25 protein-coding genes are annotated in these 23,888 nt (G+C 67.6%); 16 read left to right on the top strand and 9 right to left on the bottom strand.

Annotated elements, in window-relative coordinates:
- Positions 1 to 105 precede the first annotated feature (105 nt).
- Both MJ603_RS09370 and MJ603_RS09365 read left to right on the top strand, forming a co-directional pair.
- Positions 106 to 1,251 carry a glycosyltransferase family 1 protein gene (locus MJ603_RS09370; RefSeq protein WP_243063446.1) on the top strand — a complete coding sequence of 382 codons (1,146 nt, stop codon included), beginning with the start codon at positions 106 to 108 and terminating at the stop codon, positions 1,249 to 1,251.
- Positions 1,252 to 1,398: 147 nt separating this feature from the next.
- Positions 1,399 to 2,529, top strand: a complete 1,131-nt coding sequence (locus MJ603_RS09365; RefSeq protein WP_243063445.1) for a magnesium and cobalt transport protein CorA — start codon at positions 1,399 to 1,401, stop codon at positions 2,527 to 2,529.
- A 3-nt stretch (positions 2,530 to 2,532) separates the two neighbouring features.
- Here the strand turns inward: MJ603_RS09365 and MJ603_RS09360 are convergent, their stop codons facing one another.
- From MJ603_RS09360 to MJ603_RS09350, 3 genes are all read right to left on the bottom strand, one after another.
- Positions 2,533 to 3,327 (bottom strand): LLM class flavin-dependent oxidoreductase, encoded by a 795-nt coding sequence (locus MJ603_RS09360; protein WP_243063444.1) that lies wholly within the window; start codon positions 3,325 to 3,327, stop codon positions 2,533 to 2,535.
- A 94-nt stretch (positions 3,328 to 3,421) separates the two neighbouring features.
- A complete protein-coding gene (locus MJ603_RS09355) occupies positions 3,422 to 3,880 on the bottom strand; it encodes an SRPBCC domain-containing protein (RefSeq protein WP_243063443.1) in 459 nt (152 codons plus the stop codon).
- A 41-nt stretch (positions 3,881 to 3,921) separates the two neighbouring features.
- A complete protein-coding gene (locus MJ603_RS09350; protein ID WP_243063442.1) occupies positions 3,922 to 4,302 on the bottom strand; it encodes a helix-turn-helix transcriptional regulator in 381 nt (126 codons plus the stop codon).
- A 282-nt stretch (positions 4,303 to 4,584) separates the two neighbouring features.
- Here MJ603_RS09350 and sdhC point away from each other — a divergent pair, with 282 nt between their 5' ends.
- From sdhC to MJ603_RS09330, 4 genes are read left to right on the top strand one after another with little or no spacing between them, the layout of a single operon-like run.
- Positions 4,585 to 5,013, top strand: coding sequence for a succinate dehydrogenase, cytochrome b556 subunit (sdhC, locus tag MJ603_RS09345; protein ID WP_374230885.1), 429 nt, complete (start codon positions 4,585 to 4,587; stop codon positions 5,011 to 5,013).
- Positions 5,010 to 5,462 carry a succinate dehydrogenase hydrophobic membrane anchor subunit gene (locus MJ603_RS09340; protein ID WP_243063441.1) on the top strand — a complete coding sequence of 151 codons (453 nt, stop codon included), beginning with the start codon at positions 5,010 to 5,012 and terminating at the stop codon, positions 5,460 to 5,462. Before sdhC ends, MJ603_RS09340 begins: the two co-directional genes overlap by 4 nt.
- Positions 5,463 to 5,522: 60 nt before the next feature.
- The gene (sdhA, locus tag MJ603_RS09335; RefSeq protein ID WP_243063440.1) at positions 5,523 to 7,340 is read left to right on the top strand and encodes a succinate dehydrogenase flavoprotein subunit; all 1,818 of its coding nucleotides are present in this window, start codon (positions 5,523 to 5,525) and stop codon (positions 7,338 to 7,340) included.
- Positions 7,341 to 8,105 carry a succinate dehydrogenase iron-sulfur subunit gene (locus MJ603_RS09330; protein ID WP_243063439.1) on the top strand — a complete coding sequence of 255 codons (765 nt, stop codon included), beginning with the start codon at positions 7,341 to 7,343 and terminating at the stop codon, positions 8,103 to 8,105. It begins immediately after the preceding gene.
- Between the two features lie 70 nt (positions 8,106 to 8,175).
- On the opposite strand, the gene MJ603_RS09325 is transcribed toward MJ603_RS09330, so the two are convergent.
- Positions 8,176 to 9,474, bottom strand: a complete 1,299-nt coding sequence (locus tag MJ603_RS09325) for a GNAT family N-acetyltransferase (protein WP_243063438.1) — start codon at positions 9,472 to 9,474, stop codon at positions 8,176 to 8,178.
- A 34-nt stretch (positions 9,475 to 9,508) separates the two neighbouring features.
- On the bottom strand, positions 9,509 to 11,158 hold the full coding sequence (ptsP, locus tag MJ603_RS09320) for a phosphoenolpyruvate--protein phosphotransferase (protein ID WP_308220581.1): 1,650 nt from the start codon (positions 11,156 to 11,158) through the stop codon (positions 9,509 to 9,511).
- Positions 11,159 to 11,307: 149 nt separating this feature from the next.
- Here ptsP and MJ603_RS09315 point away from each other — a divergent pair, with 149 nt between their 5' ends.
- The 10 genes from MJ603_RS09315 to MJ603_RS09270 all read left to right on the top strand — a co-directional run bounded on the left by MJ603_RS09315 (position 11,308) and on the right by MJ603_RS09270 (position 20,521).
- The gene (locus tag MJ603_RS09315; RefSeq protein ID WP_243063437.1) at positions 11,308 to 12,708 is read left to right on the top strand and encodes a YihY/virulence factor BrkB family protein; all 1,401 of its coding nucleotides are present in this window, start codon (positions 11,308 to 11,310) and stop codon (positions 12,706 to 12,708) included.
- 10 nt (positions 12,709 to 12,718) lie between these two features.
- A complete protein-coding gene (locus MJ603_RS09310) occupies positions 12,719 to 13,555 on the top strand; it encodes an exodeoxyribonuclease III (RefSeq protein ID WP_243063436.1) in 837 nt (278 codons plus the stop codon).
- A gap of 126 nt (positions 13,556 to 13,681) precedes the next feature.
- Positions 13,682 to 14,692: a tryptophan--tRNA ligase gene (trpS, locus tag MJ603_RS09305; protein ID WP_243063435.1), complete on the top strand. Its 1,011-nt coding sequence runs from the start codon at positions 13,682 to 13,684 to the stop codon at positions 14,690 to 14,692.
- A 10-nt stretch (positions 14,693 to 14,702) separates the two neighbouring features.
- On the top strand, positions 14,703 to 15,293 hold the full coding sequence (locus MJ603_RS09300) for a GNAT family N-acetyltransferase (RefSeq protein WP_243063434.1): 591 nt from the start codon (positions 14,703 to 14,705) through the stop codon (positions 15,291 to 15,293).
- Positions 15,290 to 16,021, top strand: a complete 732-nt coding sequence (locus MJ603_RS09295; protein WP_243063433.1) for an HAD family hydrolase — start codon at positions 15,290 to 15,292, stop codon at positions 16,019 to 16,021. Before MJ603_RS09300 ends, MJ603_RS09295 begins: the two co-directional genes overlap by 4 nt.
- 376 nt (positions 16,022 to 16,397) lie before the next feature.
- Entirely contained in the window at positions 16,398 to 17,519 is a 1,122-nt protein-coding gene (gene ribD / locus MJ603_RS09290; RefSeq protein ID WP_243063432.1) for a bifunctional diaminohydroxyphosphoribosylaminopyrimidine deaminase/5-amino-6-(5-phosphoribosylamino)uracil reductase RibD, read from the top strand.
- Position 17,520: 1 nt separating this feature from the next.
- Positions 17,521 to 18,177 carry a riboflavin synthase gene (locus tag MJ603_RS09285; protein WP_243063431.1) on the top strand — a complete coding sequence of 219 codons (657 nt, stop codon included), beginning with the start codon at positions 17,521 to 17,523 and terminating at the stop codon, positions 18,175 to 18,177.
- On the top strand, positions 18,174 to 19,559 hold the full coding sequence (gene ribA, locus MJ603_RS09280; protein ID WP_243063430.1) for a GTP cyclohydrolase II: 1,386 nt from the start codon (positions 18,174 to 18,176) through the stop codon (positions 19,557 to 19,559). Before MJ603_RS09285 ends, ribA begins: the two co-directional genes overlap by 4 nt.
- Entirely contained in the window at positions 19,556 to 20,035 is a 480-nt protein-coding gene (gene ribH, locus MJ603_RS09275; protein WP_243063429.1) for a 6,7-dimethyl-8-ribityllumazine synthase, read from the top strand. Before ribA ends, ribH begins: the two co-directional genes overlap by 4 nt.
- Before the next feature lie 60 nt (positions 20,036 to 20,095).
- On the top strand, positions 20,096 to 20,521 hold the full coding sequence (locus MJ603_RS09270; RefSeq protein WP_243063428.1) for a hypothetical protein: 426 nt from the start codon (positions 20,096 to 20,098) through the stop codon (positions 20,519 to 20,521).
- Positions 20,522 to 20,533: 12 nt separating this feature from the next.
- Here MJ603_RS09270 and MJ603_RS09265 read toward each other — a convergent pair whose 3' ends face one another.
- From MJ603_RS09265 to MJ603_RS09250, 4 genes are read right to left on the bottom strand one after another with little or no spacing between them, the layout of a single operon-like run.
- Complete coding sequence (locus tag MJ603_RS09265) at positions 20,534 to 21,019, bottom strand: DUF2269 family protein (protein WP_243063427.1); 486 nt, start codon at positions 21,017 to 21,019, stop codon at positions 20,534 to 20,536.
- A gap of 55 nt (positions 21,020 to 21,074) precedes the next feature.
- On the bottom strand, positions 21,075 to 21,908 hold the full coding sequence (locus MJ603_RS09260; protein ID WP_243063426.1) for an ABC transporter permease: 834 nt from the start codon (positions 21,906 to 21,908) through the stop codon (positions 21,075 to 21,077).
- Positions 21,905 to 22,744, bottom strand: a complete 840-nt coding sequence (locus tag MJ603_RS09255; RefSeq protein ID WP_243063425.1) for an ABC transporter permease — start codon at positions 22,742 to 22,744, stop codon at positions 21,905 to 21,907. The genes MJ603_RS09260 and MJ603_RS09255 overlap by 4 nt, the downstream gene beginning before the upstream one ends.
- Positions 22,741 to 23,667 (bottom strand): ABC transporter ATP-binding protein, encoded by a 927-nt coding sequence (locus MJ603_RS09250; protein ID WP_243063424.1) that lies wholly within the window; start codon positions 23,665 to 23,667, stop codon positions 22,741 to 22,743. Before MJ603_RS09250 ends, MJ603_RS09255 begins: the two co-directional genes overlap by 4 nt.
- Positions 23,668 to 23,888 lie beyond the last annotated feature (221 nt).

The raw sequence follows: 23,888 nt of genomic DNA, 5'->3' as shown, positions 1-23,888 counted from the left end.
GGCGGATGCCTGGCCGGTGGCGGCACCAGAACGGACGCACGAACGACCGGCCGGGTTCAGCGGTGGTTCACCTGGCCGCCACGACGGCTTTCTACCGTTCGTGTCATGAGGGTCGCCATCGTCAGCGAGAGTTTCCTCCCGACCGTGAACGGCGTCACGACGAGCGTGTGCCGCGTTCTCGACGAGCTGGCCAGAGCTGGCCACGAGGCAATCGTGATCTGCCCAGGACCGAACGCGCCGGCCGACTACGCCGGATTCGCCGTTCACACCGTTCCTTCGATCGCCTACCGACGGTTCCCGCTCGGCATGCCGAGCCCGCACGTGCAGCAGCTGCTTGCCTCCTTCGCACCCGACGTGCTGCACGCGGCGTCGCCGTTCCTGCTCGGGGCACAGGCTATCGCGGCGGCCGGAAGGCTGGGCGTCGCCACCGTCGCGATCTATCAGACGGATGTCGCGGGCTACGCCAAGCGCAACGGCCTCGGCCTGACCACGAACATCGCCTGGCGTTACGTGCGGTGGGTGCACAACGGCGCCGATCTCACGCTCGCGCCGTCGACGGCATCCGCCCACGATCTCGCCCAGGCGGGAGTGCTGCGCGTGCGCAGATGGGGCCGTGGTGTGGACATCGAGCGCTACCACCCCAACAACCGCGCCGCCGCCGACACGGTCGCACTGCGGGAGCTGCTCTCGCCCGACGGCGAGGTGGTCGTCGGCTATGTCGGCAGGATCGCGCCCGAGAAGCAGGTCGAACGGTTCGCTGCGCTGCGGGGCATGGACGGCATCCGCATCGCCATCGTCGGCGACGGACCGAGCGAGGTCGCGGTTCGCAAGACGTTGAAGCGGATGCCCGTCTCCTGGCTCGGCCGACGCGGCGGCCGCGACCTGGCGACGGCGTACGCCGCGATGGACGTCTTCGTGCACACCGGCACCGAGGAGACGTTCGGCCAGACGGTGCAGGAGGCGCACGCGACCGGCATCCCGGTCGTCGCACCGAACGCCGGCGGGCCGATCGACCTCGTCGCGCACGGTGTCGACGGGTTTCTGATCGAGACCGATCGCAGGCTGCGCGACGCGGTGCAGACCCTCGTCGACGACGGAGGACTGCGCAGGCGCATGGGCGAGGCGGGGCGGCGGGGCGTCATCCAATCCTCATGGTCGGATGTCTGCACGGGCCTGTTCGCGCACTACGAGGCGGCGATCGCGCATCGGGCGGCCTCCGGTCGACGCCTGCAGCGCGCACTCGACCTCTGATCCGTTCCACCGACGCCGGTCCTCTGACGCTCTTCCTCCGGCACCGTCGGGAGGGCGTCGTCTCGCCCGTCTCGATCGGGCTTAGGGTGTCACGGGACGTTCGCACGTCTCAGCAACACTCCCGTTGCCGCTGAACGGAGGCGAACCATGGCCGAACGCAGGCGCCGCGTCATCCCCCTTCCCTTCATGCAGCGATCGCGCCCGGCCACGCAGCCCGTCGCGCCTTCGGCTGCCGAGGCGAACCCTGTCCCCGCTCGCAGCACGATCGTGGACTCCGCCGTCTACGCGAACGGCAAACGTGTCTCGTCACCGACGACGCTCGCCGCCACGTATCGGTCGCTCCACGAAACGCCCGACGGCGTCGCCTGGATCGGCCTCTACCGGCCGAGCGAAACCGAACTGCACTCGCTCGCCCACGAGTTCAACCTTCACGAGCTGGCGGTCGAAGACGCCATCAGCGCACACCAGCGCCCCAAGCTGGAGCGTTACGACGACGTGTTGTTCGTCGTGCTGCGCGCTGCGAACTATCTGGACGTGCCGGAGGAGGTCTCGTTCGGCGAGGTGCACCTCTTCGTCGGGCCGAACTTCGTGATCACCGTTCGGCACAGCGAGTCGCCAGACCTCTCGCAGGTGCGGCACCGCATGGAGCACGATCTGGACCTGCTCACGCTCGGGACCCAGAGCATCCTGTACGCCATCGTCGATGCGATCGTCGACGGCTACGCCCCCGTCGTCTCCGGACTCGCCAACGACATCGACGAGATCGAGAAGCAGGTGTTCGACGGCGACGCGAACGTGTCGCGACGCATCTACGAACTGTCGACGGAGGTGATCGACTTTCAGCGGGCGACGCATCCGCTCAGCGATGTGGTCGAGCTGCTCGAGCTGGGCAGTCAGAAATACGGCGTCTCACAGGAGCTGCAACGCAATCTGCGCGACGTCGCCGACCACCTCACGCAGGTCAACGAGCGGGTGGACGACTTCAAGCGGATGCTCCGCGACATTCTCACGGTGAACGCCACGCTCGTGAGCGAGCGGCAGAACGCGCGCATGACCGACCTCTCCGAGAACGCGAACCGGCAGGGCGAAGAGGTGAAGAAGATCTCGTCGTGGGCGGCGATCCTGTTCGGTCCGACGCTGATCGCCGGCATCTACGGCATGAACTTCAAGCACATGCCGGAGCTCGCGTGGGAGTTCGGATACCCGTTGGCGGTCGCGCTGATGGCGCTGACCAGCGTCATCCTCTACGTCGTCTTCAAACGCCGGAACTGGCTCTGAACCTCAGCGGCCCTGAACCTCAGCAGCTCTGATCCGTTCGGCGGCCGCCTCGATGAAGCGCAGGTGGTCGTCGACCGAATCGCCTGGGGCGATGACGCGCAGCACGACCTCGTCGACGGCGTCGCGGTAGAGGCGGATGCCCGCCTCGAACGTGGTCGCATCGAGCACCGTCTGCTGCGGTGCGATGCCCAGCCGCGCGAAGTTCGCGGCGTACGCCGGGTAGCTGCCGTATCGAGCTGCCTCCTCCGCGAGCCTGGCCGACGCCGTGGCCTCCAGCGCGGTGCGTACGTAGAGCGCGACGTGGGCGCCGGGTGCCCGTCCGTGCGCCTCCTGCGCCTGCCCCGTCGCCGCATCGGGGGTGAGCCAGCTCAGCAGCACGCCGTCGGCCTGCTGGGCGCCGAGCTGGCGCATCTTCGGGCCGAGCGCGCCGACGAGAACGCGTGCTGCGAGTCCCTCGTGCAGCGCAGCGACGGCCTCGCCGACGAGAGCGAGCGCTCCGCGGCGGGCGGCACCGGATCCGATGCCGAGCACCACACGATGTTCGGGAAGCTCGGCACGTTGCACGGCGGCGACGATCGCGTCGGCGTGGCGGCGATCGACGGGGATGACGCCGGTGGCGAGGGCGAGGCTGGTCGTGGCATCCGCAGCGGCCTCGAGTGCGGCGATGGAGTCACCGCCTGGGGTGTCGTTGACCCACAGCGAGCGGAACCCCGCCTGCTCGACCGCCGGTGCGAGGCGGGCGATCGCGTCGGGGCCGAGTGTTCCGGCCACGCCGATGGAGACATCCCCTTGAGTCATGCTTCGAGCATGCACCACGTGCCGTGACCTGGCTGCCACCCGGCGAACCCCGTCTCGACGCAATCGTCGCAGTTGCTCTGACGGCGAAGAGTGCCTAACGCGCGAGGGTCTCTCCGAGAGCGTCGAGCTGGTGCGAGATGCCCTGCGTGCGGTACTCGGGCTTGTCCTCGCCGTCGAGATAGATGCCATGTTCGGTCAGCAGCAGTCTGGTCCCCGCGTCGTCAGGCAGGAACTCGACGGAGGTCAGCGAGACCGAGATGCGGGTGTCGCCGCGGAGCATGTGGTTGAGGTAGACGATGCGCTCGTTCTGCACGATGTCGCGGTATTCCGCGACGTAGGTGTAGTCGTTGCCATCGGGGGCGCTACTCCGCACGATCTCGTGGCCGCCGATACTGAAGTCGAGCGAGTAGTCGGACCCGTCGCCGGGCTCGCCGCCCAGGAACCAGCCGCGCTTCGCCGTCTCATCCGCCCATGCGGCGAAGACCGCCGGTGCCGAGGCCGCGTAACGGCGCTCGAGAACCATCGTGTCGTGGGTTGTGAATCGTTCTGGCATAGTCGTTTCTCCTATCGATCTTGCGTGTCGTGGCGTTGTGCTCAGTGTTTGCGACTCGGTGCTTGCCGCTCGGTGCTTGCCGCTCTGTGCTCGTTGGCCGCCGTACCCTGCGCCCCGCCGAGGTACTCCCCCAGCCGGTCGAGACGCTGGTTCCAGTCGGCTCGGCGCGCCTGGAACCAGGACTGCGCCCGGTCGAGGGCGTCCAGATCGAGACGGCAGGTGCGCACACGTCCGGCCTTGGTGCTGCTCACGAGTCCGCTGGCCTCGAGCACCTGCAGGTGCTGGATGACGGCAGGCAGAGACATCGGCAGCGGCCTCGCGAGCTCGCTGACGGATGCCTCCCCCTCGGCAAGCCGTTCCACGATCGCTCGACGACTCGGGTCGGCGAGGGCGTGGAACACGTCATCCAATTGGTTAAGCACTCACTTAACTAATCATGATGCCGCTGCCTTGTCAACGCCCGAGTTCCGCGCGTCCGCTGGCACGTGTTGTCGCATCCAGACGTTGTGGGCGGCAATAAATGACAGCGGAGCGCCTCGTCTCGCCGGGGACCGGCGCGCACATGCAAACTGTCTCGACATCGAGACAGTTAGGCTGCCCTTGGAAGCGAGTGGCGTGGCCGGGACGTAGACTGATTCGCGCGCCGAATCCGCGTGTGATCACGCCGAGTGAGGCGCTCGCGCACCGTACTTGACCAGGGAGGGTTGTCCGTGCCAGCAGAAACGGCAGACACTCTCGAGCCGACCAAGAGTCGGCCCGGGGGAACGCTGTATCGGGGTCGTGAGGGCATGTGGTCGTGGGTGCTGCATCGCATCACCGGTGTGGCGATCTTCTTCTTCTTGCTCGTCCACATTCTCGACTCCGTGGTTCTCGGCATCAGCCCGCAGGCGTACAACGCGGTGATCGGCACGTACAAGAACCCGATCATGGGTCTCGGTGAGACCGCGCTCGTCGCGGCGATCGCCTTCCATGCGCTCAACGGCATCCGCATCATCCTGATCGACTTCTGGAGCAAAGGCGCCAAGTACCAGAAGGTCATGTTCTGGACCGTCATCGTGCTGTGGGTGGTTTTGATGCTCGGCTTCGCTCCCGTGCAGTTGCACAACGTCTTCACCGAGGGGAGCGCTTCGTGACCACGATCGAGGCACCTCGTACCCCGTCGCGCCCCGCACGCTCGAAGGGCGTGAACTGGGAGAAGTGGGGATGGCTGTACATGCGCGCCTCCGGCGTGCTGCTGGTCGTGCTCATCTTCGGCCACCTGATCGTCAACCTGGTGCTCGGCGAGGGCATCAAGGCTGTCGACTTCGGATTCGTCGCCGGCAAGTGGGCCGATCCGTTCTGGCGGATCTGGGACGGTCTGATGCTGTGGCTCGCGCTGATCCACGGTGGCAACGGCATGCGCACGATCGTCAACGACTACGCGCACAACCGCACGATCAACCGCACTCTGAAGCTGCTGATCCTGGCCGCTGTGGTCATCCTGATTCTGTTGGGCACCTACACGGTGACGTTCTTCGACCCGTGCCCGTCTGGCGCGCCGGCGAACCTGCTGCCCGACTTCTGCTCGACCATCACCAAGTAAGCCCGACGGCACCGCACCTCCGACGGCGCACAACGAACCGAAAGCTACGGAAACCCCCACGTGACTGAACAGATCGCAGACGGAGCCGTGATCGACGGCGTGCACTATCACCAGTTCGACATCGTCATCGTCGGTGCAGGCGGCGGCGGCATGCGCGCCGCGATCGAGGCCGGACCGCACGCGAAGACGGCCGTCATCTCCAAGCTCTACCCCACGAGGTCGCACACGGGTGCGGCGCAGGGCGGCATGGCAGCTGCACTGTCGAACGTGGAGGAAGACAACTGGGAGTGGCACACCTACGACACTGTCAAGGGCGGTGACTACCTGGTCGATCAGGATGCCGCGGAGATCCTCGCGAAAGAAGCGATCGACGCGGTCATCGACCTCGAGAACATGGGTCTGCCGTTCAACCGCACGCCGGAAGGCAAGATCGATCAGCGTCGGTTCGGCGGTCACACGCGTGATCACGGCAAGGCGGCCGTGCGCCGTGCCTGCTACGCAGCGGACCGCACCGGCCACATGATCCTGCAGACGCTGTTCCAGAACTGCGTCAGGCTCGGCATCAACTTCTTCAACGAGTACTACGTGCTCGACCTGCTGATGACCGACGTCGAAGACGCGGACGGAAAGACGCAGCGTCGTCCGTCAGGCGTCGTGGCATACGAGCTGGCCACCGGCGAGCTGCACGTGTTCCAGAGCAAGGCCGTGATCTTCGCCACCGGCGGATTCGGCAAGATCTACAAGACCACGTCGAACGCGCACACGCTGACCGGAGACGGTGTCGGCATCGTGTGGCGCAAGCAGCTCCCGCTGGAAGACATGGAGTTCTTCCAGTTCCACCCGACCGGGTTGGCCGGGCTGGGCATCCTGCTCACCGAAGGCGCCCGCGGCGAGGGCGCGATTCTGCGCAACGGCACGGGCGAGCGCTTCATGGAGCGCTACGCGCCGACGATCAAGGACCTCGCGCCGCGTGACATCGTCGCCCGCAGCATGGTGCAAGAGGTGCTCGAGGGGCGCGGCGCCGGCCCGAACAAGGACTACGTGCTGCTGGACTGCACCCACCTCGGCGCGGAGGTGCTGGAGACGAAGCTGCCCGACATCACGGAGTTCGCCCGCACGTACCTCGGTGTCGACCCGGTCGTCGAGCCGGTTCCTGTGATGCCGACGGCGCACTACGCGATGGGCGGCATCCCGACCAACAACAACGCCGAGGTGCTCATCGACAACACGACTGTCGTGCCCGGTCTGTACGCGGCGGGCGAGTGCGCGTGCGTGTCCGTGCACGGCTCGAACCGCCTCGGCACCAACTCGCTTCTGGACATCAACGTCTTCGGCAAGCGCAGCGGTCGCAACGCGGTCGAGTACGTGAAGACGGCGGAATTCGTGCCCCTGCCCGAGGACCCGGCCGCGGGCGTTCGCGACCTCCTCGACGGCCTGCGCAACTCCACCGGCACCGAGCGCATCGCGGCGATCCGCAAGGAACTGCAAGACGAGATGGACCGCAACGCGCAGGTGTTCCGCACCGACGACACGCTCGCCGCTGTGACGGAGACCATCCACGGCTTGCGCGAGCGTTACCGCAACGTGCAGGTGCAGGACAAGGGCAAGCGGTTCAACACCGACCTGCTCGAGGCCGTCGAACTCGGCTTCCTGCTCGATCTCGCCGAGGTCGTCGTGTTCTCAGCACGCAACCGCAAGGAGAGCCGCGGCGGCCACATGCGCGACGACTTCCCGAAGCGCGACGACGAGAACTACATGAAGCACACCATGGCCTACCTCACCGGCGACCCGCACTCGTCGAACGCGGCTGACCACATCAAGCTCGACTGGAAACCCGTCGTGGTCACTCGATACCAGCCGATGGAGAGGAAGTACTAGATGTCCACCGCCGTCGCTGACGCCCCTGCACCCGAGGCTCCCGCGCCGATCAAGTCGTTCGTCGTGACGCTGATCATCCGCCGCTTCGACCCCGACGTGGACTCCGAGCCGCACTGGCAGGACTACGACGTCGAGATGTACCCGACGGACCGCATCCTGGATGCCCTGCACAAGATCAAGTGGGAGCAGGACGGTTCGCTCACGTTCCGCCGCTCCTGCGCACACGGCGTCTGCGGATCGGATGCCATGCGCATCAACGGCCGCAACCGCCTCGCATGCAAGACGCTGATCAAAGACCTCGACGTGCAGAAGCCCATCTACGTGGAGGCCATCAAGGGCCTTCCGCTGGAGAAGGACCTCGTCGTCGACATGGATCCGTTCTTCGAGTCGTACCGCGAGGTGCAGCCGTTCCTGCAGGCCAATTCGGCGCCGCCGGAGGGTAAGGAGCGCATCCAGTCCGTCGCCGACCGTGCCCGCTTCGACGACACGACCAAGTGCATCCTGTGCGCAGCGTGCACCTCCAGCTGCCCGGTGTTCTGGACAGACGGCCAGTACTTCGGCCCGGCGGCGATCGTGAACGCACACCGCTTCATCTTCGATTCGCGCGACGACGAGGCGCAGGTGCGTCTCGACATCCTCAACGAGAAGGAAGGCGTGTGGCGCTGCCGCACGACCTTCAACTGCACGGATGCCTGCCCCCGCGGCATCCAGGTCACGCAGGCGATCGCCGAGGTCAAGCAGGCGATCATGCGAGGACACCGCTGAGCAACCCTGCTGGCCGAGTAGCGCGCCGAGGCGGACGCTACTCGAGACCCCGTCGATCAGCGAGAGGCCGTCAGTACCAGAAGCTGAGGTGCGGCGTGGTGTCTGCACGGAAGGACGCGTCGAAGCGCGACAGAGAGCCTGGCCGGTGCTCGACGACCCGGCCGGCACGCGCCAGTGTCGTCGCCTTCGCGCCGCCGAGGTAGAGAGCGGAGAGCGCGGCGACGTTCATCGTCAGGTCGGGCGAAGCATCCGTCGCGGTGACGATCGCCGAGCCGCCGTCGCTCACATCGAGTCGGAAGGTTCCCCGCGCGAAGGACAGGTCGTCGGTGACGCGGATGACCAGCGACGCGGGAGGGCCGTAGGTGCGGGCTTCGAGCGCTGCCTTCACGTCGAGCACGCGCAGCCAGTGGTGGTCGTGCAGCGTGACGGAGGCCGCGCGGATGTCGCGAAGCATCCACAACACCGCCTCGTCCGCTGAAGCGACGTCGTACCGCACCTTCGCGACGAGATCGAGTTCGACGAGGAACCGCCACATCGCCGCATACGCGTCGTCGGTCGCTGCGCGGAGATAGCGCACGTCGACCGTGTGCTTCGAGAAGTCGCTCTTGTTCTCGACGAGCTTGTAGACGGCGAAGCCCTGGGGCTCGCCGCGCTCGTCGTCGTAGCGCACGGCGCGCAGCGAGGCGCTCTGCTTGTCGCGGTCGCCGACCGTGCCGACGAGACTCCCCCACAGGTGCTCGTCGAGCGCGAAGTCGCCAGGGGTTGCCCGGCGCGCTCGGTCGGCCACGTCGCGTGCAGTCTCCGCGAGCGTCTGCAGCGAGACGAAGCCGATGCGTCCGGATGCCACAGGCCCGCTCCATCCCGCCCGCTTGGTGTCGATCGTGAGGTCGCCGACCTGCGTCGCGGGTCCGAACCCGAAGCGACCGTAGATGGTCGCCTCCGACACCGTGAGCGACGCGACCGGCACTCCGCCGGCCACCGCGGTACGCAGCTCGGACTCGAGGAGCGCGCGGGCTACGCCACGTCGGCGATGGGTGGGTGCGACGGTGACGGAGCTGATCGCCCAGGCGTCGACAGCGCCCCCAGGCACAGTCAGCTCGTCGACCCAGCTCGCGACGGTGGCGACGGGGATGCCCGGCTCGGGAATGGAGGCATCCCACACGCCCGTCGTGCGGCGGTATGCGGCCAGTCGCTGGTGCTGGTCGATCGTCTCCTGCTCGGGCCGGCGGTCGTGGAATCCGCGATAGTCGGCCTCGTCCCAGTTTGCGAGCGCCTCACGATCCGAGGTGTCGACAAGGCCGAGCCTCAGGCCGTCGGCCGCCAGCCGTTCGGCCGACTGCTGGTCGATGGGGAAGGTCCGTGCATCCATCCGTCCAGCCTAGGGTCGCCGGTGCCGGTAATGCTCAGGCCAGGGCTTCGGCGACGACGGCTCGGGCTGCGGCGGCGCTGGTCTGGGTCAACGTGCGCTCCGCGAGTTCGCGGGCACGCGCCAGGGTGACGCCGGCGAGGGCCGCCCGCACATCGCCGATCGCGCCTGGCGACATCGAGAGGTCTTCGGCGCCCAGACCGACGAGCACGATCGCCATCAGGGGGTCGGATGCCGCCTCACCGCACACGCCGACCGGTGTGTGCGACGCGTGGCCGGCATCCCCGATCAGCTTGATCAGGCGGAGCACCGCCGGATGCCACGGGTCCTGATACTGCGCGACCAAGCCGAGCATGCGGTCGGCGGCCAGCGTGTACTGGGTCAGATCGTTCGTACCGATGCTGACGAAATCGCAGAGTGGAACCACCTGGTCGGCCAGCACTGCGGCCGCGGGCACCTCGACCGTGACGCCGACGGTCCCCAGGCCGAGCGAGCGCGCCAGGCTGACGAAATAGGCCGTCTCGTCGACATCCGCGACCATCGGCGCCATCACCCAGAGCTCCGCGCCGGTGTCGCTCTGCGCGCCGACGAGCGCAGTCAGCTGATCGCGCAGCACGTCCTCGTGCTCGCGCAGGGCGCGGATGCCTCGACGCCCCAGCGCAGGGTTCTCCTCGTGCGTGTGACCGAGGAAGGCGAGTTGTTTGTCGGCGCCGGCATCCAGCACGCGCACCACGACCTTGCGACCGGCGAACGCGGACATCAGGTCGCGGTAGCGAGAGCGCTGGAGCTCCACCGACGGCGCACTGCGGGCATCCAGGTACAAGAACTCGGTGCGGAACAGGCCGACGCCTTCAGCCCCGAGGGCGACAGCGGGTGCGGCTTCCTCGGGCGATCCGACGTTGGCAAGCAGCGGAACGGGCGTTCCGTCGGAAAGCGCGCCAGGGGTGAGCGGGCGCGGGGCAATGACCCGCCCTCCGCGCTCGGCGGCGACGGCCAACGCGGCGAGGTCGGGATCGGTGACCACCTGGCCCGACTCGGCATCGACGATGACGGTCTGCCCGTTCACGATGACGTCGCTGCCCGCAGCTCCGACGATCGCGACGATGTTCTTGTTACGCGCCAGGATGGCGGTGTGCGACGCGTTGCTGCCGTCGCGCGTGACGAGCGCGAGCACCTTCGACAGGTCGAGGGTGGCGGTGTCGGCGGGCGCCAGATCGTAGGCGACGAGAACGAACGGGGTCTCGGACTGCGGAACGGCCGGAAGAGCCACGCCGCGGAGCCGCGCGATGACGCGACGGGCGACATCCCGGACATCCGCTCCGCGCGCTGCCGGGTTGTCGCCGAGGCCTTCGAGCACCCGCGCATAGCCCTCGTAGGCTTCGTACACGGACCGCTCGGCGGTCTTGCCGTCGCCGACCCGCTGCCTGATGTCATCGACGACGGCAGGGTCCTGCGCCATCAGAGACTGCGCCTCGAGGATGCCCTCGGCATCGCCGCCCGCGCGACGCCCGAGATCGACGAGCTCGTCGGTGACGGCGGTGAGCGCCTCCTCGACGCGGGCGTACTCGTCGAGCGCCTCCAACTGCGACTCGACGTCCGGCGGCTCACCGATCGGGTCGGGCATGCGCAGCGCGGGACCAACGGCGATGCCGTGCCCGACGCCGATGCCCGTGATCTGGGTCGACACGGCATCCAGCCTATGCCGCTCGACGCATGCGTTCGCAAACGAAGCGGTGCGAACGCCTCTATCGCGGTTACGCCGCTCAAGGACTCAATCGGGTTGCCTGAGCGAGCGAGCTCGCTCAGGCAACCCTCAATCGCCCCTAGGCTGAAGCCGTGGCCCGGCGGAACGCGAAGTCGACGGATGCCCCGCCCGAGGTGCGCGCGGACGACGCGGCCACGGGGGAACAGGCATCCGTCATCGGTGCGCAGGAGCAGCATCGGGTCGAGCTGCTGAAGGCCGAGGCCGCCCGAGAACGCGAGCAGCTCACGGAACGCATCGAGGAGATCGCGGATCCGCTGAGGGACAGGCTGCGCGGACCGGTCAGCAGGGTGAACGGCTGGTGGCAGTGGGTGAAGGCACTCAAGCCGTATCGGGTGTGGATCCAATTTTCATACAACGACGGCAACCTGCGCACGGCCGGCATGTCCTACCAGTCGCTGTTCGCGATCTTCGCCGCGCTCTGGGTGGGATTCTCGGTGGCCGGCATCTGGCTGACCAGCAATCCGAGCCTGATGAACGCGCTGGTGGACATCATCAACGATGCCGTTCCTGGGCTCATCCAGACCTCCACCCAGGACGGAGTCATCAGCCTGGATGCGTTGGACAGCCTCAGCACCACGTTCGGCTGGACGAGCGCGATCGCCCTGGTCGGTTTGCTGTGGACCACCGTGGCGTGGCTGTACTACACGCGCCAAGCGGTGCGCGCCATGTTCGACCTCGACCGAGACACCCGCAATTACGTGCTGCAGAAAATCACGGACTTCGGACTCGCGATCGTGTTCGGGATCGTGCTGATCGTGTCGGCGACGGTATCGGTGGTGACAACCGAGGCGCTCACATCGTTCCTCGGCCTGTTCGGCATCTCATCGGGTTCGTTCTGGAGCGACTTCCTCTACCGCGTCATCGGTTTCACCGTTTCGATCGCACTGAACTTCTTCACGCTCGCCGCGATGTACCGCGTGCTCTCGCGAGTCCTCATTCCATGGCGCTCGCTCGTGGTGGGACCGCTTCTCGGCGCCGTTGCGCTGAGCGCCCTGAGCGTCGTCAGCAGCCTCATCATCGGCGGCGTCGGCAAGAACCCGCTGCTGGCGACGTTCGCCGTCTTCGTCGGCCTGCTGCTCTGGTTCAACTTCATCTGCCGCATCATCCTGCTGGCCGCGGCGTGGATCGCCGTCGGCATGTTCGACCGCGGCCTCGAGCCCCGCAGACTCACCCCGGAGCAGCTCGCCTACGAGCGAGCGGTGGCCGAACGCCAGGCGCGCCTGCTCCTCGCCCAGACGCAACTGCAGCAGGAAGAGGCCAAAGCCGCGGCGCTCCGCGGACTCTCCAAGTGGTTCGCGAACCGCCGGGTGCGGGATGCCCGCGAAGCTCTGCACAAGATCGAGAACGAACCGGCTCCGAGGCCCCCGAGGAAGCGCAGTTGGTGGGCTGACTCCGGACCGTACGATCCGGGCACCGGCGCGCAGGCGCCGGTCGGTCGTCGTCGCCGCGGGAGCGTCGGGGGCGCCGACTAAACTCGGGCGCATGCCTTCTCGCCCCCTGCGTATCGCGACCGTCAACGTCAACGGCATCCGCGCGGCCTATCGCCGCGGCATGGCGAACTGGCTTGACGGGCGCGGGGTCGACATCCTGGCGATCCAGGAGGTGCGGGCCTCCACCGACGATCTCACCGGGCTGCTCGGCGAGGAGTGGGACGTGCTGCACGACGCGGCGACGGCCAAGGGCCGGGCCGGAGTCGCTCTGGCGAGCCGCGGCAAGGCATCCATTCACCGCGTCGAGCTCGGTGAAGAGGAGTTCGACACCGCCGGCCGCTGGCTCGAGGCCGACTACGAGGTCGACGGATCCATCGTCACCGTGGTGAGCGCCTACGTGCCGTCCGGCGAGGCGGGCACGGAGAAGCAGGTGTACAAGTACCGCTTCCTCGATGCGATGGATGCCCGCATGAAGGCCCTCGCCGAACACGACCAGCTCGCGGTGGTGATGGGCGACCTCAACATCGGGCACCGCACCCTCGACATCAAGAACTGGAAGGGCAACGTCAAGCGCGCTGGGTTCCTGCCGGAGGAACGCGCGTACCTCGACCGGTTGATGGGCGCCGAAGGCGACGAGCACTACAACGCCGGTGCAGGCTACGGATGGGTCGACCTCGGACGCCGCAGTGCCGGGGAGGTCGACGGCCCGTACACCTGGTGGACCTGGCGCGGCCAGGCGTTCGACAACGACATGGGTTGGCGCATCGACTACCAGCTCGCCACGCCGAAGCTCGCGGCCAAGGTCGCCGACTACACCGTCGACAAGGCTGCAACGTACGATGAGCGCTTCTCCGACCACACCCCGGTCGTCGTCGACTACACGCTCTGACCCACCACCAGCAACCAGCACCGATCGCGAGACTGCACGCCCGCGGCGAAACAGAGGGTATTACCCACCGTCTCGCCGTGGAGATGCAGTCTCGCGGAACACCAAGCGGAACCAAGAGAGACCTCCATGAGCAAGCCACGTCTGTTCTCCGGCATCCAGCCGTCGAGCGATTCGCTCCACCTCGGCAACTACATCGGCGCCCTGCTGCAGTGGCGGGAACTGCAGAAGGACCACGATGCGTTCTTCTGCGTCGTCGACCTGCACGCCATCACCGTGGCGCAGGATCCCAAGGAGCTCGCGGAGAAGACCCGCGGGTTGGCAGCTCAGTACATCGCGGCGGGCATCGACCCGACGGTGTCCACCCTCTTCGTGCAGTCGCACGTGCCAGCGCACGCCGAGCTCACCTGGGTGCTCAGCACCATCACGGGGTACGGCGAGGCGAGCCGGATGACTCAGTTCAAGGACAAGTCGACGCGCTACGGCTCCGACGCGACCAGTGTCGGGTTGTTCACGTATCCGGTGTTGATGGCGGCGGACATCCTGCTCTACGACGCAGAGGTGGTGCCGGTCGGCGACGACCAGCGCCAGCACGTCGAGCTCACGCGCGACCTGGCCGAACGCTTCAACTCGCGCTTCGGCGAGACGTTCGTGGTGCCGAAGGCGATCATCCAGAAGGACATCGCCCGCATCTACGATCTGCAGAGCCCGACCGCGAAGATGTCGAAGTCGGCCGAGTCGCCGGCGGGACTCGTTCTGCTGCTCGACGAGCCCAGCGTGACGCGCAAGAAGATCATGCGCGCCGTCACCGACACCGACGGCGTCGTGCGCTTCGACCGCGGGGAGAAGCCCGGCGTCTCGAACCTGCTGGCGATCTACTCCGCCATGTCGGGTCAGTCGATCGAGTCGGTCGCGAACGAGTACGACGGCCGCGGCTACGGCGACCTCAAGAAGGGGCTCGCCGACGTGGTGATCGGCGAGTTCGAGCCGGTGCGTGCGCGCGCGCTCGAGCTGCTGTCGGACCCGGCCGAGCTGGACCGGCTGCTGGCGGCCAACGGGGATCGGGCCGCCGAGGTGGCCGAGGCGACGCTCGCCAAGGCGTACGAGCGGGTCGGATTCCTGCGCCGCGTGCGGCTGTAGGCGGCGTGGCGTGGAACCGGTCATCCTCCGCACCGAGCGACTGACGCTCAGCACGCCCGTTCCCGTCGATCGTCCGCGGGTGTACGAGTACTGCCAGGACCCGCTCTTCATCGACTACATGACGCTGCCGTGGCCGTACACCGCCAATGACGCGGTGTTCTTCCTCGAGTTGCTGGTTCCGAACGGATGGCGCGACGAGCGCGAGTTCACCTGGGCGCTTCGCGAGGCGCCCGGCTCTCCCCTGATCGGTGTCGTGGGCATGCGCGTGCAGCCAGAACCGCGCACGCTCGACGTGGGCTACTGGCTGGGCGCACCGCACAGGGGCAACGGCTACATGGTCGAGGCCGTGCGGCGTGCCGTCGAGTGGGCGTTCGACACGCTTCCCGTCGACACCGTGCTGTGGGAGTGCGTGGCCGGCAATCATGCCTCGGTCCATGTCGCCGCCGCATCGGGGTTCGCCTACAGCGGCGAGGCGCCGGCGCGCCTTGCGATGCGCGACGGCGGGCATCCGCCTGCCTGGCACGGCGAACTGCGACGCGGTGCAGACGCCGCAAAGGCCGCGGCCACGTGGCCGGCCGAGCTGCTCGGGGTGACGCGGTGACGGGCATCCGTGCGGTGCTCTTCGACCTCGACGACACCCTGTTCGCGCATCGAGGCGCCGCGGCCGACGGGATCGTGGCTCACGCGCGTTCGCTCGGGCGCCCGTACGACGTGACGGATGCCGCAGCCGAGGCATCCGCGTGGCATGCGCTCGAGGAGCACCACTACCACCGCTACCTCGCCGGCGAGGTCGATTTCGACAAGCAGCGCTGGCACCGAGCGCGCGACTACGCGGCACGGCACGGCGTCTCCCTGCAACCCGACGATGCCGCCTCGTGGTGGACGGCATACTTCGAGCGCTACATCGAGCACTGGCGGCTGCACGAGGATGCCTTCCCCTGCCTCGACGAGCTCGCGCAGATCATCCCCGGTGTGCACTTCGGCATCATCACCAACGGAGAGCTCGCCTTTCAATTGCGCAAGATCGACGCCATGGGAATCCGCGACCGGTTCGAGACGATCGTCGCCTCAGGCGACGTCGGCGTGACGAAGCCCGACGCCCGCATCTTCGAGCTCGCGTGCGAACGCCTCGGCGTGAAACCGCACGAGGCCGCATACATCGGCGACCGACTCGGAACGGATGCCGTCGGTGCGGCTCGCGCCGGCCTCACCGGCGTCTGGATCGACCGGTACGACGCCATGGTGTCCGAGGAGGAGCGGTCGGCGGCCGCCGATCTCGGCGTCATCCGCATCACGGGCCTCGCCGAGCTGCCCGCCCTGCTCGCGTAGCCCGCGCCGCGAGCACACTCGTTCGGAGGATGGTCTAGGACGACCGCGTGTGACGCGGGAATACGACGCCTCCGTGCGCGTTTCTGTAGGGTGTACCTAGTGCTCCGGGGTCGGTGAAAGTCCGAACCGGCGGTGATAGTCCGCGAACTGAGACACGAGAAGACCGAGAGGTCGAGACGTGTCGAGGTTGAGCCGGTGGAATTCCGGCACCGACGGTGATGGCACGTCAGCGAAGGCTGTTCGTGGCAGAGTCCGGATGGGAGGCAGCACACGTACGGTTGCGCAAGCATCCGTACAGTCGGCAGCGTTCGACAACCCCGGGGTCCGCCCCGCCGGCCAACAGGTCGGCAGGTTCTGGATCGACGAAAAGACCGGGATGACCGACACAGGCGACGCACTGAGCGTGTCGACGACGTATGGGCCGACCATGCGCCGCGCGCTGCAGCTCGCCGCGCTCGGTCCCGACCGCGGTGTGAACCCCCGCGTGGGCTGCGTCATCCTCTCCCCGGCCGGCGATGTCCTCGCCGAGGGCTGGCACCGCGGAGCCGGAACCGCCCACGCCGAAGTCGACGCCCTCTCCAAACTCGCACCGGGCGAGGCCGCGGGTGCGACGGCCGTCGTCTCCCTCGAACCCTGCAACCACACCGGCCGCACCGGTCCGTGCAGCGTGGCCCTCATCGATGCCGGCATCTCCCGCGTCGTGTACGCGGTCGACGACCCGGGCCACGCCTCACGTGGCGGAGCGCAGCGGCTGCGCGAAGCCGGCGTCGACGTGATCGATGGCGTCGAAGCGGATGCCGCAACCCGCTTTCTGCAGGACTGGCTCACCGCCGCGCGCCTCGGCCGCCCGTACGTCACCCTCAAGTGGGCGAGCAGTCTCGACGGACGCACCGCGGCAGGCGACGGCACAAGCAGATGGATCACCGGCACGGCGGCCAGACAGCACGTGCACGAGCAGCGGGCGGCATCCGACGCGATCGTGGTGGGCACCGGCACAGTGCTCGCGGACGACCCGAGTCTCACGGCGCGCGGCGACGCCGGCGAGCTGATGGCCGATCAGCCCGTTCCCGTCGTTCTCGGCGACCGGGCAGTGCCGCAGGATGCCGCCGTGCGCAGGCATCCGCACCCCCCGATCTTCTTCCCCGGCCACGATCTGAGCGCGGCGCTCGTCGAACTGCGCGAGCTCGGCATCCGCACCGCCTATGTGGAGGCCGGTCCGACTCTGGCGAGTGCGTTCGTGCGCGCCGGACTGGTCGACGAGCTGCACGTCTACCTCGCGCCGACACTGCTCGGCGGCCCGCACACGGCGCTGACCGACATCGGCGTCGACACCATCACCGACCAGCTCGCCCTCGACCTCGACCGGGTCGAGCGGCTCGGCAACGACGTGCTCGTCGTTGCGCGCACTCCGTCCCCGGCCACCCTCGATGACGCCTCGCTCATCGAGACGGCGCGAGCCGAGGCATCCAGCACAGCATCCATCCGGCAAGGAGCGTGACATGTTCACCGGAATCATCGAAGAACTCGGCGAGATCATCGCCGTCGACAGCACAGCAGACGCGGCGCGGATCACCGTGCGGGGACCGCTCGCCGTCGACGGCGCGAAACATGGCGACTCCATCTCGGTCAGCGGCGTCTGTCTCACCGTCGTCGATCAGGGCGAAGACTGGTTCACGGCCGACGTGATGGCCGAGACGCTCGTGGTGAGCACGCTCGATGCTGCAACCGTCGGCACTCGCGTGAACCTCGAACGCGCGGCGCTGGTGGGCGACCGCCTCGGCGGCCACATCGTGCAGGGACACATCGACGGCACGGCCACGGTGCTCTCGGTCACGCCGGGCGAGGCATGGCGCGTGCTTCGGTTCAGCCTGCCCGTTGAGCTCGCCGCGCTCGTCGTGCGCAAGGGGTCCATCGCGGTCGACGGGGTCTCGCTGACGGTCTCGGCGGTGAGCGACGCGGATGCCTCAGCACAGTGGTTCGAGGTCTCCCTCATTCCCGAGACACTCGCGGCCACCACGCTGGGCGAGCGCGCCGTCGGCGATCTCGTGAACATCGAGACGGACATCCTGGCCCGCCACGTCGAGCGGATGCTCGCCATTTCGGGAACAGTGCGCACCGAGCACGATGAACTCTCCGACGTGAGGAGCAACGCATGACGCTGGCAACCATCCCCGAAGCGCTCGAGTCGTTGCGCGCCGGTCGCCCGGTGCTCGTCGCCGACAACGAGAGCCGCGAGAACGAGGGCGACGTCATCCTCGCCGCCGAGACCGCGTCGCAGGAGTGGATCGCCTGGACGATCCGCCACACGTCGGGCTTCATCTGCGCACCGATGCCGAACGAACTGGCCGACAAGCTCGAGCTGCCCGTCATGGTTGTCGACAACGAGGACTCGCGCGGCACCAACTACACGATCACCGTGGATGCCGCCGATCGACTCTCCACCGGCATCAGCGCGTCCGACCGCGCCCACACGCTGCGCGTGCTCGCCGACCCGTCTTCCACGCCACGCAGTCTGCACCGGCCGGGCCACATCGTTCCGTTGCGCGCTGTCGACGGCGGTGTGCGCGAGCGCGATGGCCACACCGAGGCCGCGGTCGACCTGCTCAAGCTGGCAGGGATGACGCCGGTCGGCGCGATCTCCGAGGTGGTCTCGGACGACGGCGAGATGATGCGGCTGCCGGAGCTCATCGAGTTCGGCGAGCACGAGGGTGTTCCGGTGATCACGATCGAGGCTCTGATCGCCTATCTGCAGGAGTTCCACTGGGACGCCTCGCTCGACCCGGTGGCGCCGATTCCCGAGTCGTCGCGCGTCATCTTCGAGGTCGAGACGACCGTGCCGACCACGCACGGACCGTTCCGCATGCGCGCCTACCGCGACCGCACGACGGGCGCGGACCACGTCGCGATCATCGCCGGCGACCCGCAAGCGTCAGGGGCGCTCGTTCGCGTGCACTCCGAGTGCCTGACCGGTGAAGCGTTCGGGTCGCTGAAATGCGAGTGCGGTCCTCAGCTGGATGCCGCACTCGACACGATCCAGCGCGACGGAGGCGTCGTCATCTACCTGCGCGGCCACGAGGGCAGGGGCATCGGCCTGATCAACAAGCTGCGCGCCTACCGGCTGCAAGAGGAGGGACTCGACACCCTCGACGCCAACCTCGCTCTTGGGCTGCCGATCGATGCGCGGGACTACGGGGCGGCATCCGCGATTCTCGCCGACCTCGGCATCCACTCCGTGCGGCTGCTCACCAACAATCCCGACAAGGTGAGGCAGCTCACCGAGCGCGGCGTCACTGTCGAGGAGCGCGTGCCGCTCATCGTGGGGCTCGGCGCGCTCAACGAGCGCTACCTGGCGACCAAGCGCGACCGGCTCGGCCACCTGTTCCCCGTCGCGGACTCCGAACTTCCAGAGCTCGACGACGATTTCGAGCAGGATGCCGCGGCCAGCTCCGACGACGAGCTGATCGCCCATCACGTTGCGGCGCACGCCCCCTCGGGCGCCGACCACCAGATCACCGACGAGAAAGGCACGACCCGATGAGCGGAGCCGGCACACCGGAGAACGAGAAGCTGGATGCCACAGGGCTGAAGGTGGTGGTCGTCGCCGGCACCTGGCACACCGTCATCACAGACGGCCTCATCGCGGGGGCCGAGCGCGAGCTGACGGCATCCGGTGCGACGTGGTCGCTCGTGCGCGTTCCCGGCAGCTTCGAGCTGCCGGTGGTGAGCAAGGCTGCGCTGGAGGCGGGGGCGGATGCCGTGGTCGCCCTCGGCGTGATCATCAGGGGTGGGACGCCGCACTTCGAGTACGTGTCGTCCGCGGCGACCGACGGACTGACCAGGGTCGCCCTCGACACGGGTAAGCCCGTCGGCTTCGGAGTGCTCACGCTGGACGACGAGCAGCAGGGCATCGACAGGGCGGGACTGCCCGGCTCACAGGAGGACAAGGGCGCGGAGGCCGCGCACGCCGCGCTCGCCACAGCGATCGTGCTGCGCGAGTTGCGTTCCGCCGCGTAGTCCCGACGGCGCTCGTCGCGGCAGAGCCGTCAGGAACCGTCGGGGCCATAGGGTGACGGTGTGAACAGGACGCGAGCCGTGGTCTTCTGGACCGGAGGAATCGTGGTGGTCGCCGCCTTCGCGATCGCGGCGATCATCGTGGTGTCGCGTCCGTGGGCGTGGAGTGGCACGCTCAAGGCGGCCGAGTACAGCCAGTCTCAGGCCGTGCCCGGTTTCGACGACACGACCCACGACGTGACCGATCGGGCTGACCTCACGGTGCTGCAGAGGGTGCTGCACGACGACGGGTGGCATCCAGGCGACACGGAACATGCCGCGAGCGGATGCGCCGGCGGCATCGCGACGCACCTTCGGTTGACGCTGACCGACGGCACGAAGACGAAGCTGACGACCTACCTGTGCGGCGGAGACAACGACGCCCTTGCGAAGGACATCACGCAGATCGTCTCCGCCTGGCGCACGGGAACGTTCATCGGCAGCAAATAGGAGCGGCGGGGGCTACGGCTTCCAGACCATCAGCACGACCACGACGACCAGCAGAAGGCTGGCGATGCCACTCGTGCCGGCGATCGCTCCGTACCCGGCCGTCTTCGCCGGCGCCTCACCGACAGCGGAGGGGTCCTCCGCCTCGACCGCGACCTCACCGTCGAGCGCGTCCGCAGCGCGGCGCATCGCCGGAACCACGACGAACAGCGTGAGGCCGAGCGCGATCACGTAGAAGACCAGCGACAGCCAGATCCACGTGGATGCGATCGTGACGTGGTACTTCGGGTCGGAGAATCCCATCGCACCGAAGCCGAGGATGACGACGAGCAACGACAGCAGGCTGAAGATGTTGGTCGACGATGCGAGCGTTCGCACCTGACCTGTCGCGCCTGCTCTGATCGCGCGCATCGCGGTCATCGGAAGAATGGCCATCGGCCCCACGATGAAGACCGCCGCCACGACGTGCAGGATGTCGAAGATCACTTGCCCAACGTTCATGCCGCCAGCCTAGCGGTGTCGATTTGTCCGCCGGGCGGGACCGGCGGACGACGACTCAGTCCAGGAAAAGTCTGCGCAGACGGCGGGTGGTGAGGATCATGCCGAGGGTCGCCATCACCGCGAGATAGAGCACATGCCACAGGATGCCGACCGTCACCGCCCCTGTCGTCAGTGAGCGCACGAGTTCGACGCTCTGCCACAGCGGCAGAGCCTGGATGACCACCTGAACGCCCGGCGGGTACACCGAGAGCGGATAGAACGTCGCCGACAGCAGGAACATCGGCAGCATGATGAAGTTGATGATGTCCATCTGCTGGAACGACTTCATGTAGCTCGTGATCCCCATGCCGAAGCTGGCGAACGCCAGAGCAACCAGCAGCACGGCAGGCAATGCGAGCAGCGCCCACCACGACAGGTTCAGCCCCACCGCCTGCATCACGATCAGGAAGGCGACTGCGTAGGCACCGCCGCGCAGCAACGCGAGCGAGATCTCGCCGACGGCGACGTCGAGCGGGCCGAGCGAGGTGGCGAGCATCCCTTCGTACAATCGCGCGAAGCGGATCTTGAAGAACACGTTCCAGGTGGAGTCGTAGACCGCGCCGTTCATCGCGGCGGTCGCCAGCAACGCCGGAGCGATGAACGCTGCGTATGAGATGTCACGGCCGTCGCCCGCTGTGACGGTACCGACGAACGACCCGAGCCCGATGCCCAGCGAGAGCAGGTAGAACACCGGCTCGAACACGCCGGAGACCACGACGAGCCAGTTCGTCGACTTCGTGGCGCGCCATCCGCGGTACATCACAGCGCGGGCGTTGCCCGCGTACAACGACCCGATCGGCCTGCGCCGCACGGATGCCGGCTGTCGCGTCTCGACACCGGTGCCGGTCACGAGCTCAGCCTCCGCTTCGCGATGTGGCGCGACAGCATCCAGAACGGCACGATGAGCACGAGCAGGAAGAGCACGTGCACGACGATCAGCCACGCCGGCACCTGTGCGCCGTAGGAGACGATGCGCGCCAACTGCGTGCCGTGCCAGATCGGCGACAACCAGCCGATCCATTGCAGGTAGATGGGCATCGCCGTCAGCGGGAAGAATGTGCCGGAGAACAGCGTGAGCGGCAGTAGCACGAAGCGCATGAGCATGGCGATCTGACCGGTGTCCTGCTGAATGGTCGCCACATATGCCATCACAGGTATGCCGAACGCCAGGCCGACGAGCGTCGCGATCAGCACGGAAAGCACGGCGGTACCGGCCGGTGCCGCACCGAACAGCAGCATGAACGCCCAGTAGATGGCGCTCGTGGCGACCAGGCGCACGGTCACCGCGATGACCATGCCGTCGATGATCTGGCCGGGAGTGATCGGCGAGGAGCTGATGCCGATGAAGGTGGGGTTCCACTTGAACCCGAGCATGATCGGGTAGGTGAGCTCCTCGGATGCCACGGTGACGGCGGCCGAGCACAGCAGCGCCGGGGCAACGAACTGGAGGTAGCTCACGCCGTCGACAGCATGAGGTCCGAGGTTCGCACTGACCAGAGCACCGAGCCCGACGCCCATCGCGAAGAGGTAGAGCAACGGCGTGCCGACGGCACCGACGAGCACGGTGGAGACATACGAGCGCATCACGCGCAGCCGATGCTCCGCCACGTACCACGCACCGAAGCGTCGTGGCTTGACCGCCGCCCGCTTCAGCGCCTCGCTCTCGGGAAGCCTGATCGTGGTCATTCGATCAAGCTCCTTCCGGTGAGCCGCAGGAAGACATCCTCGAGGCTGGATCGGCGCACGAGAGAGGTGAGCGGGCGGATGTCAGCATCAGTAAGCGCCGCGAGTTCGGCCTCGCCATCGGCGGTGTAGATCAGCACGCGGTCGGGCAGCGCCTCGACCCGGTCGCCGACGTTCTTCAACCGCTCGGCCATCGATGCGTTGTGGTCGGCACCGAAACGCAGCTCGAGCACCTCGCGCGTCGAATACTCACGGATCAGTGACGCCGGAGTTCCCTCCGCCATGATCACGCCCTTGTCCACGACGACCAGGCGGTCGCAGAGCTGCTCGGCCTCATCCATGTAGTGCGAGGTGAGCACGAGCGTCGTGCCCTCCTCTTTGAGGCGGAACAGCCGGTCCCAGAGGATGTGCCTGGCCTGCGGGTCGAGACCGGTCGTCGGCTCGTCGAGCAGCAGGATGCGCGGGTCGTTCATCAGCCCACGCGCGATCGTGAGCCGTCGCTTCATGCCGCCGGAGAGATCGGTGACCTTCGCCTTGGCCTTGTCTTCCAGCTGCGCGAAGGCGAGCAGGTCATCGGCCTTGCTGCGCACGTGCGCGGCCGGCAGCCCGAAGTAACGACCGTAGACGATGAGGTTCTCGCGAACCCGCAGCTCCTCATCGAGGTTGTCGGACTGCGGCACGACGCCCAGCTGCGAGCGGATCTCGGGACCGTAGGCATCCGGGTCGAGTCCGAGGATCTCGAGCCTGCCACTCGTGCGGGTCGACACCGCACCGATCATGCGCATCGTGGTGGACTTGCCGGCCCCGTTGGGTCCGAGCAGACCGAACGACTCCCCCGGCGCCACCTCGAACGAGATGCCGCCGACCGCCGTCACCTCGTCATACTGCTTGACGAGGTCGGACGCCACGATCACCGGGGAAGACACGATGAACAACGTAACCCAGACGGGCGACAGGCTGTGTTCTCGTGCGCGCCGGTCTCGGCCCGGCGCGCCGCTGTGGGCCGAGCGGGCGGCCCACGTCCGGCGCCGTCGACGCCGCCGCCTCGAAGAGCGTCTTACGTCCTCAGACAGGCGCGGTGTGGGGTCGACCGTGCCGAAAATCGGAGTTCCGACGCGACACGCCGCGTGAGGCGGACAACATGCCG

It is taken from the genome of Humibacter sp. RRB41 (assembly GCF_022761015.1).
Classification (GTDB): domain Bacteria; phylum Actinomycetota; class Actinomycetes; order Actinomycetales; family Microbacteriaceae; genus Humibacter.
This window is presented reverse-complemented; position numbering and strand designations above follow the sequence as displayed.

Bases quoted from the DNA above. Each gene is read 5' to 3' on its own strand.
- MJ603_RS09370 (WP_243063446.1), top strand. From the start codon at position 106: ATGAGGGTCGCCATCGTCAGCGAGAGTTTCCTCCCGACCGTGAACGGC.
- MJ603_RS09365 (WP_243063445.1), top strand. From the start codon at position 1,399: ATGGCCGAACGCAGGCGCCGCGTCATCCCCCTTCCCTTCATGCAGCGA.
- MJ603_RS09360 (WP_243063444.1), bottom strand. From the start codon at position 3,327: ATGACTCAAGGGGATGTCTCCATCGGCGTGGCCGGAACACTCGGCCCC.
- MJ603_RS09355 (WP_243063443.1), bottom strand. From the start codon at position 3,880: ATGCCAGAACGATTCACAACCCACGACACGATGGTTCTCGAGCGCCGT.
- MJ603_RS09330 (WP_243063439.1), top strand. From the start codon at position 7,341: ATGTCCACCGCCGTCGCTGACGCCCCTGCACCCGAGGCTCCCGCGCCG.
- MJ603_RS09325 (WP_243063438.1), bottom strand. From the start codon at position 9,474: ATGGATGCACGGACCTTCCCCATCGACCAGCAGTCGGCCGAACGGCTG.
- MJ603_RS09310 (WP_243063436.1), top strand. From the start codon at position 12,719: ATGCCTTCTCGCCCCCTGCGTATCGCGACCGTCAACGTCAACGGCATC.
- trpS (WP_243063435.1), top strand. From the start codon at position 13,682: ATGAGCAAGCCACGTCTGTTCTCCGGCATCCAGCCGTCGAGCGATTCG.
- ribD (WP_243063432.1), top strand. From the start codon at position 16,398: ATGACCGACACAGGCGACGCACTGAGCGTGTCGACGACGTATGGGCCG.
- MJ603_RS09285 (WP_243063431.1), top strand. From the start codon at position 17,521: ATGTTCACCGGAATCATCGAAGAACTCGGCGAGATCATCGCCGTCGAC.
- ribA (WP_243063430.1), top strand. From the start codon at position 18,174: ATGACGCTGGCAACCATCCCCGAAGCGCTCGAGTCGTTGCGCGCCGGT.
- ribH (WP_243063429.1), top strand. From the start codon at position 19,556: ATGAGCGGAGCCGGCACACCGGAGAACGAGAAGCTGGATGCCACAGGG.
- MJ603_RS09265 (WP_243063427.1), bottom strand. From the start codon at position 21,019: ATGAACGTTGGGCAAGTGATCTTCGACATCCTGCACGTCGTGGCGGCG.
- MJ603_RS09255 (WP_243063425.1), bottom strand. From the start codon at position 22,744: ATGACCACGATCAGGCTTCCCGAGAGCGAGGCGCTGAAGCGGGCGGCG.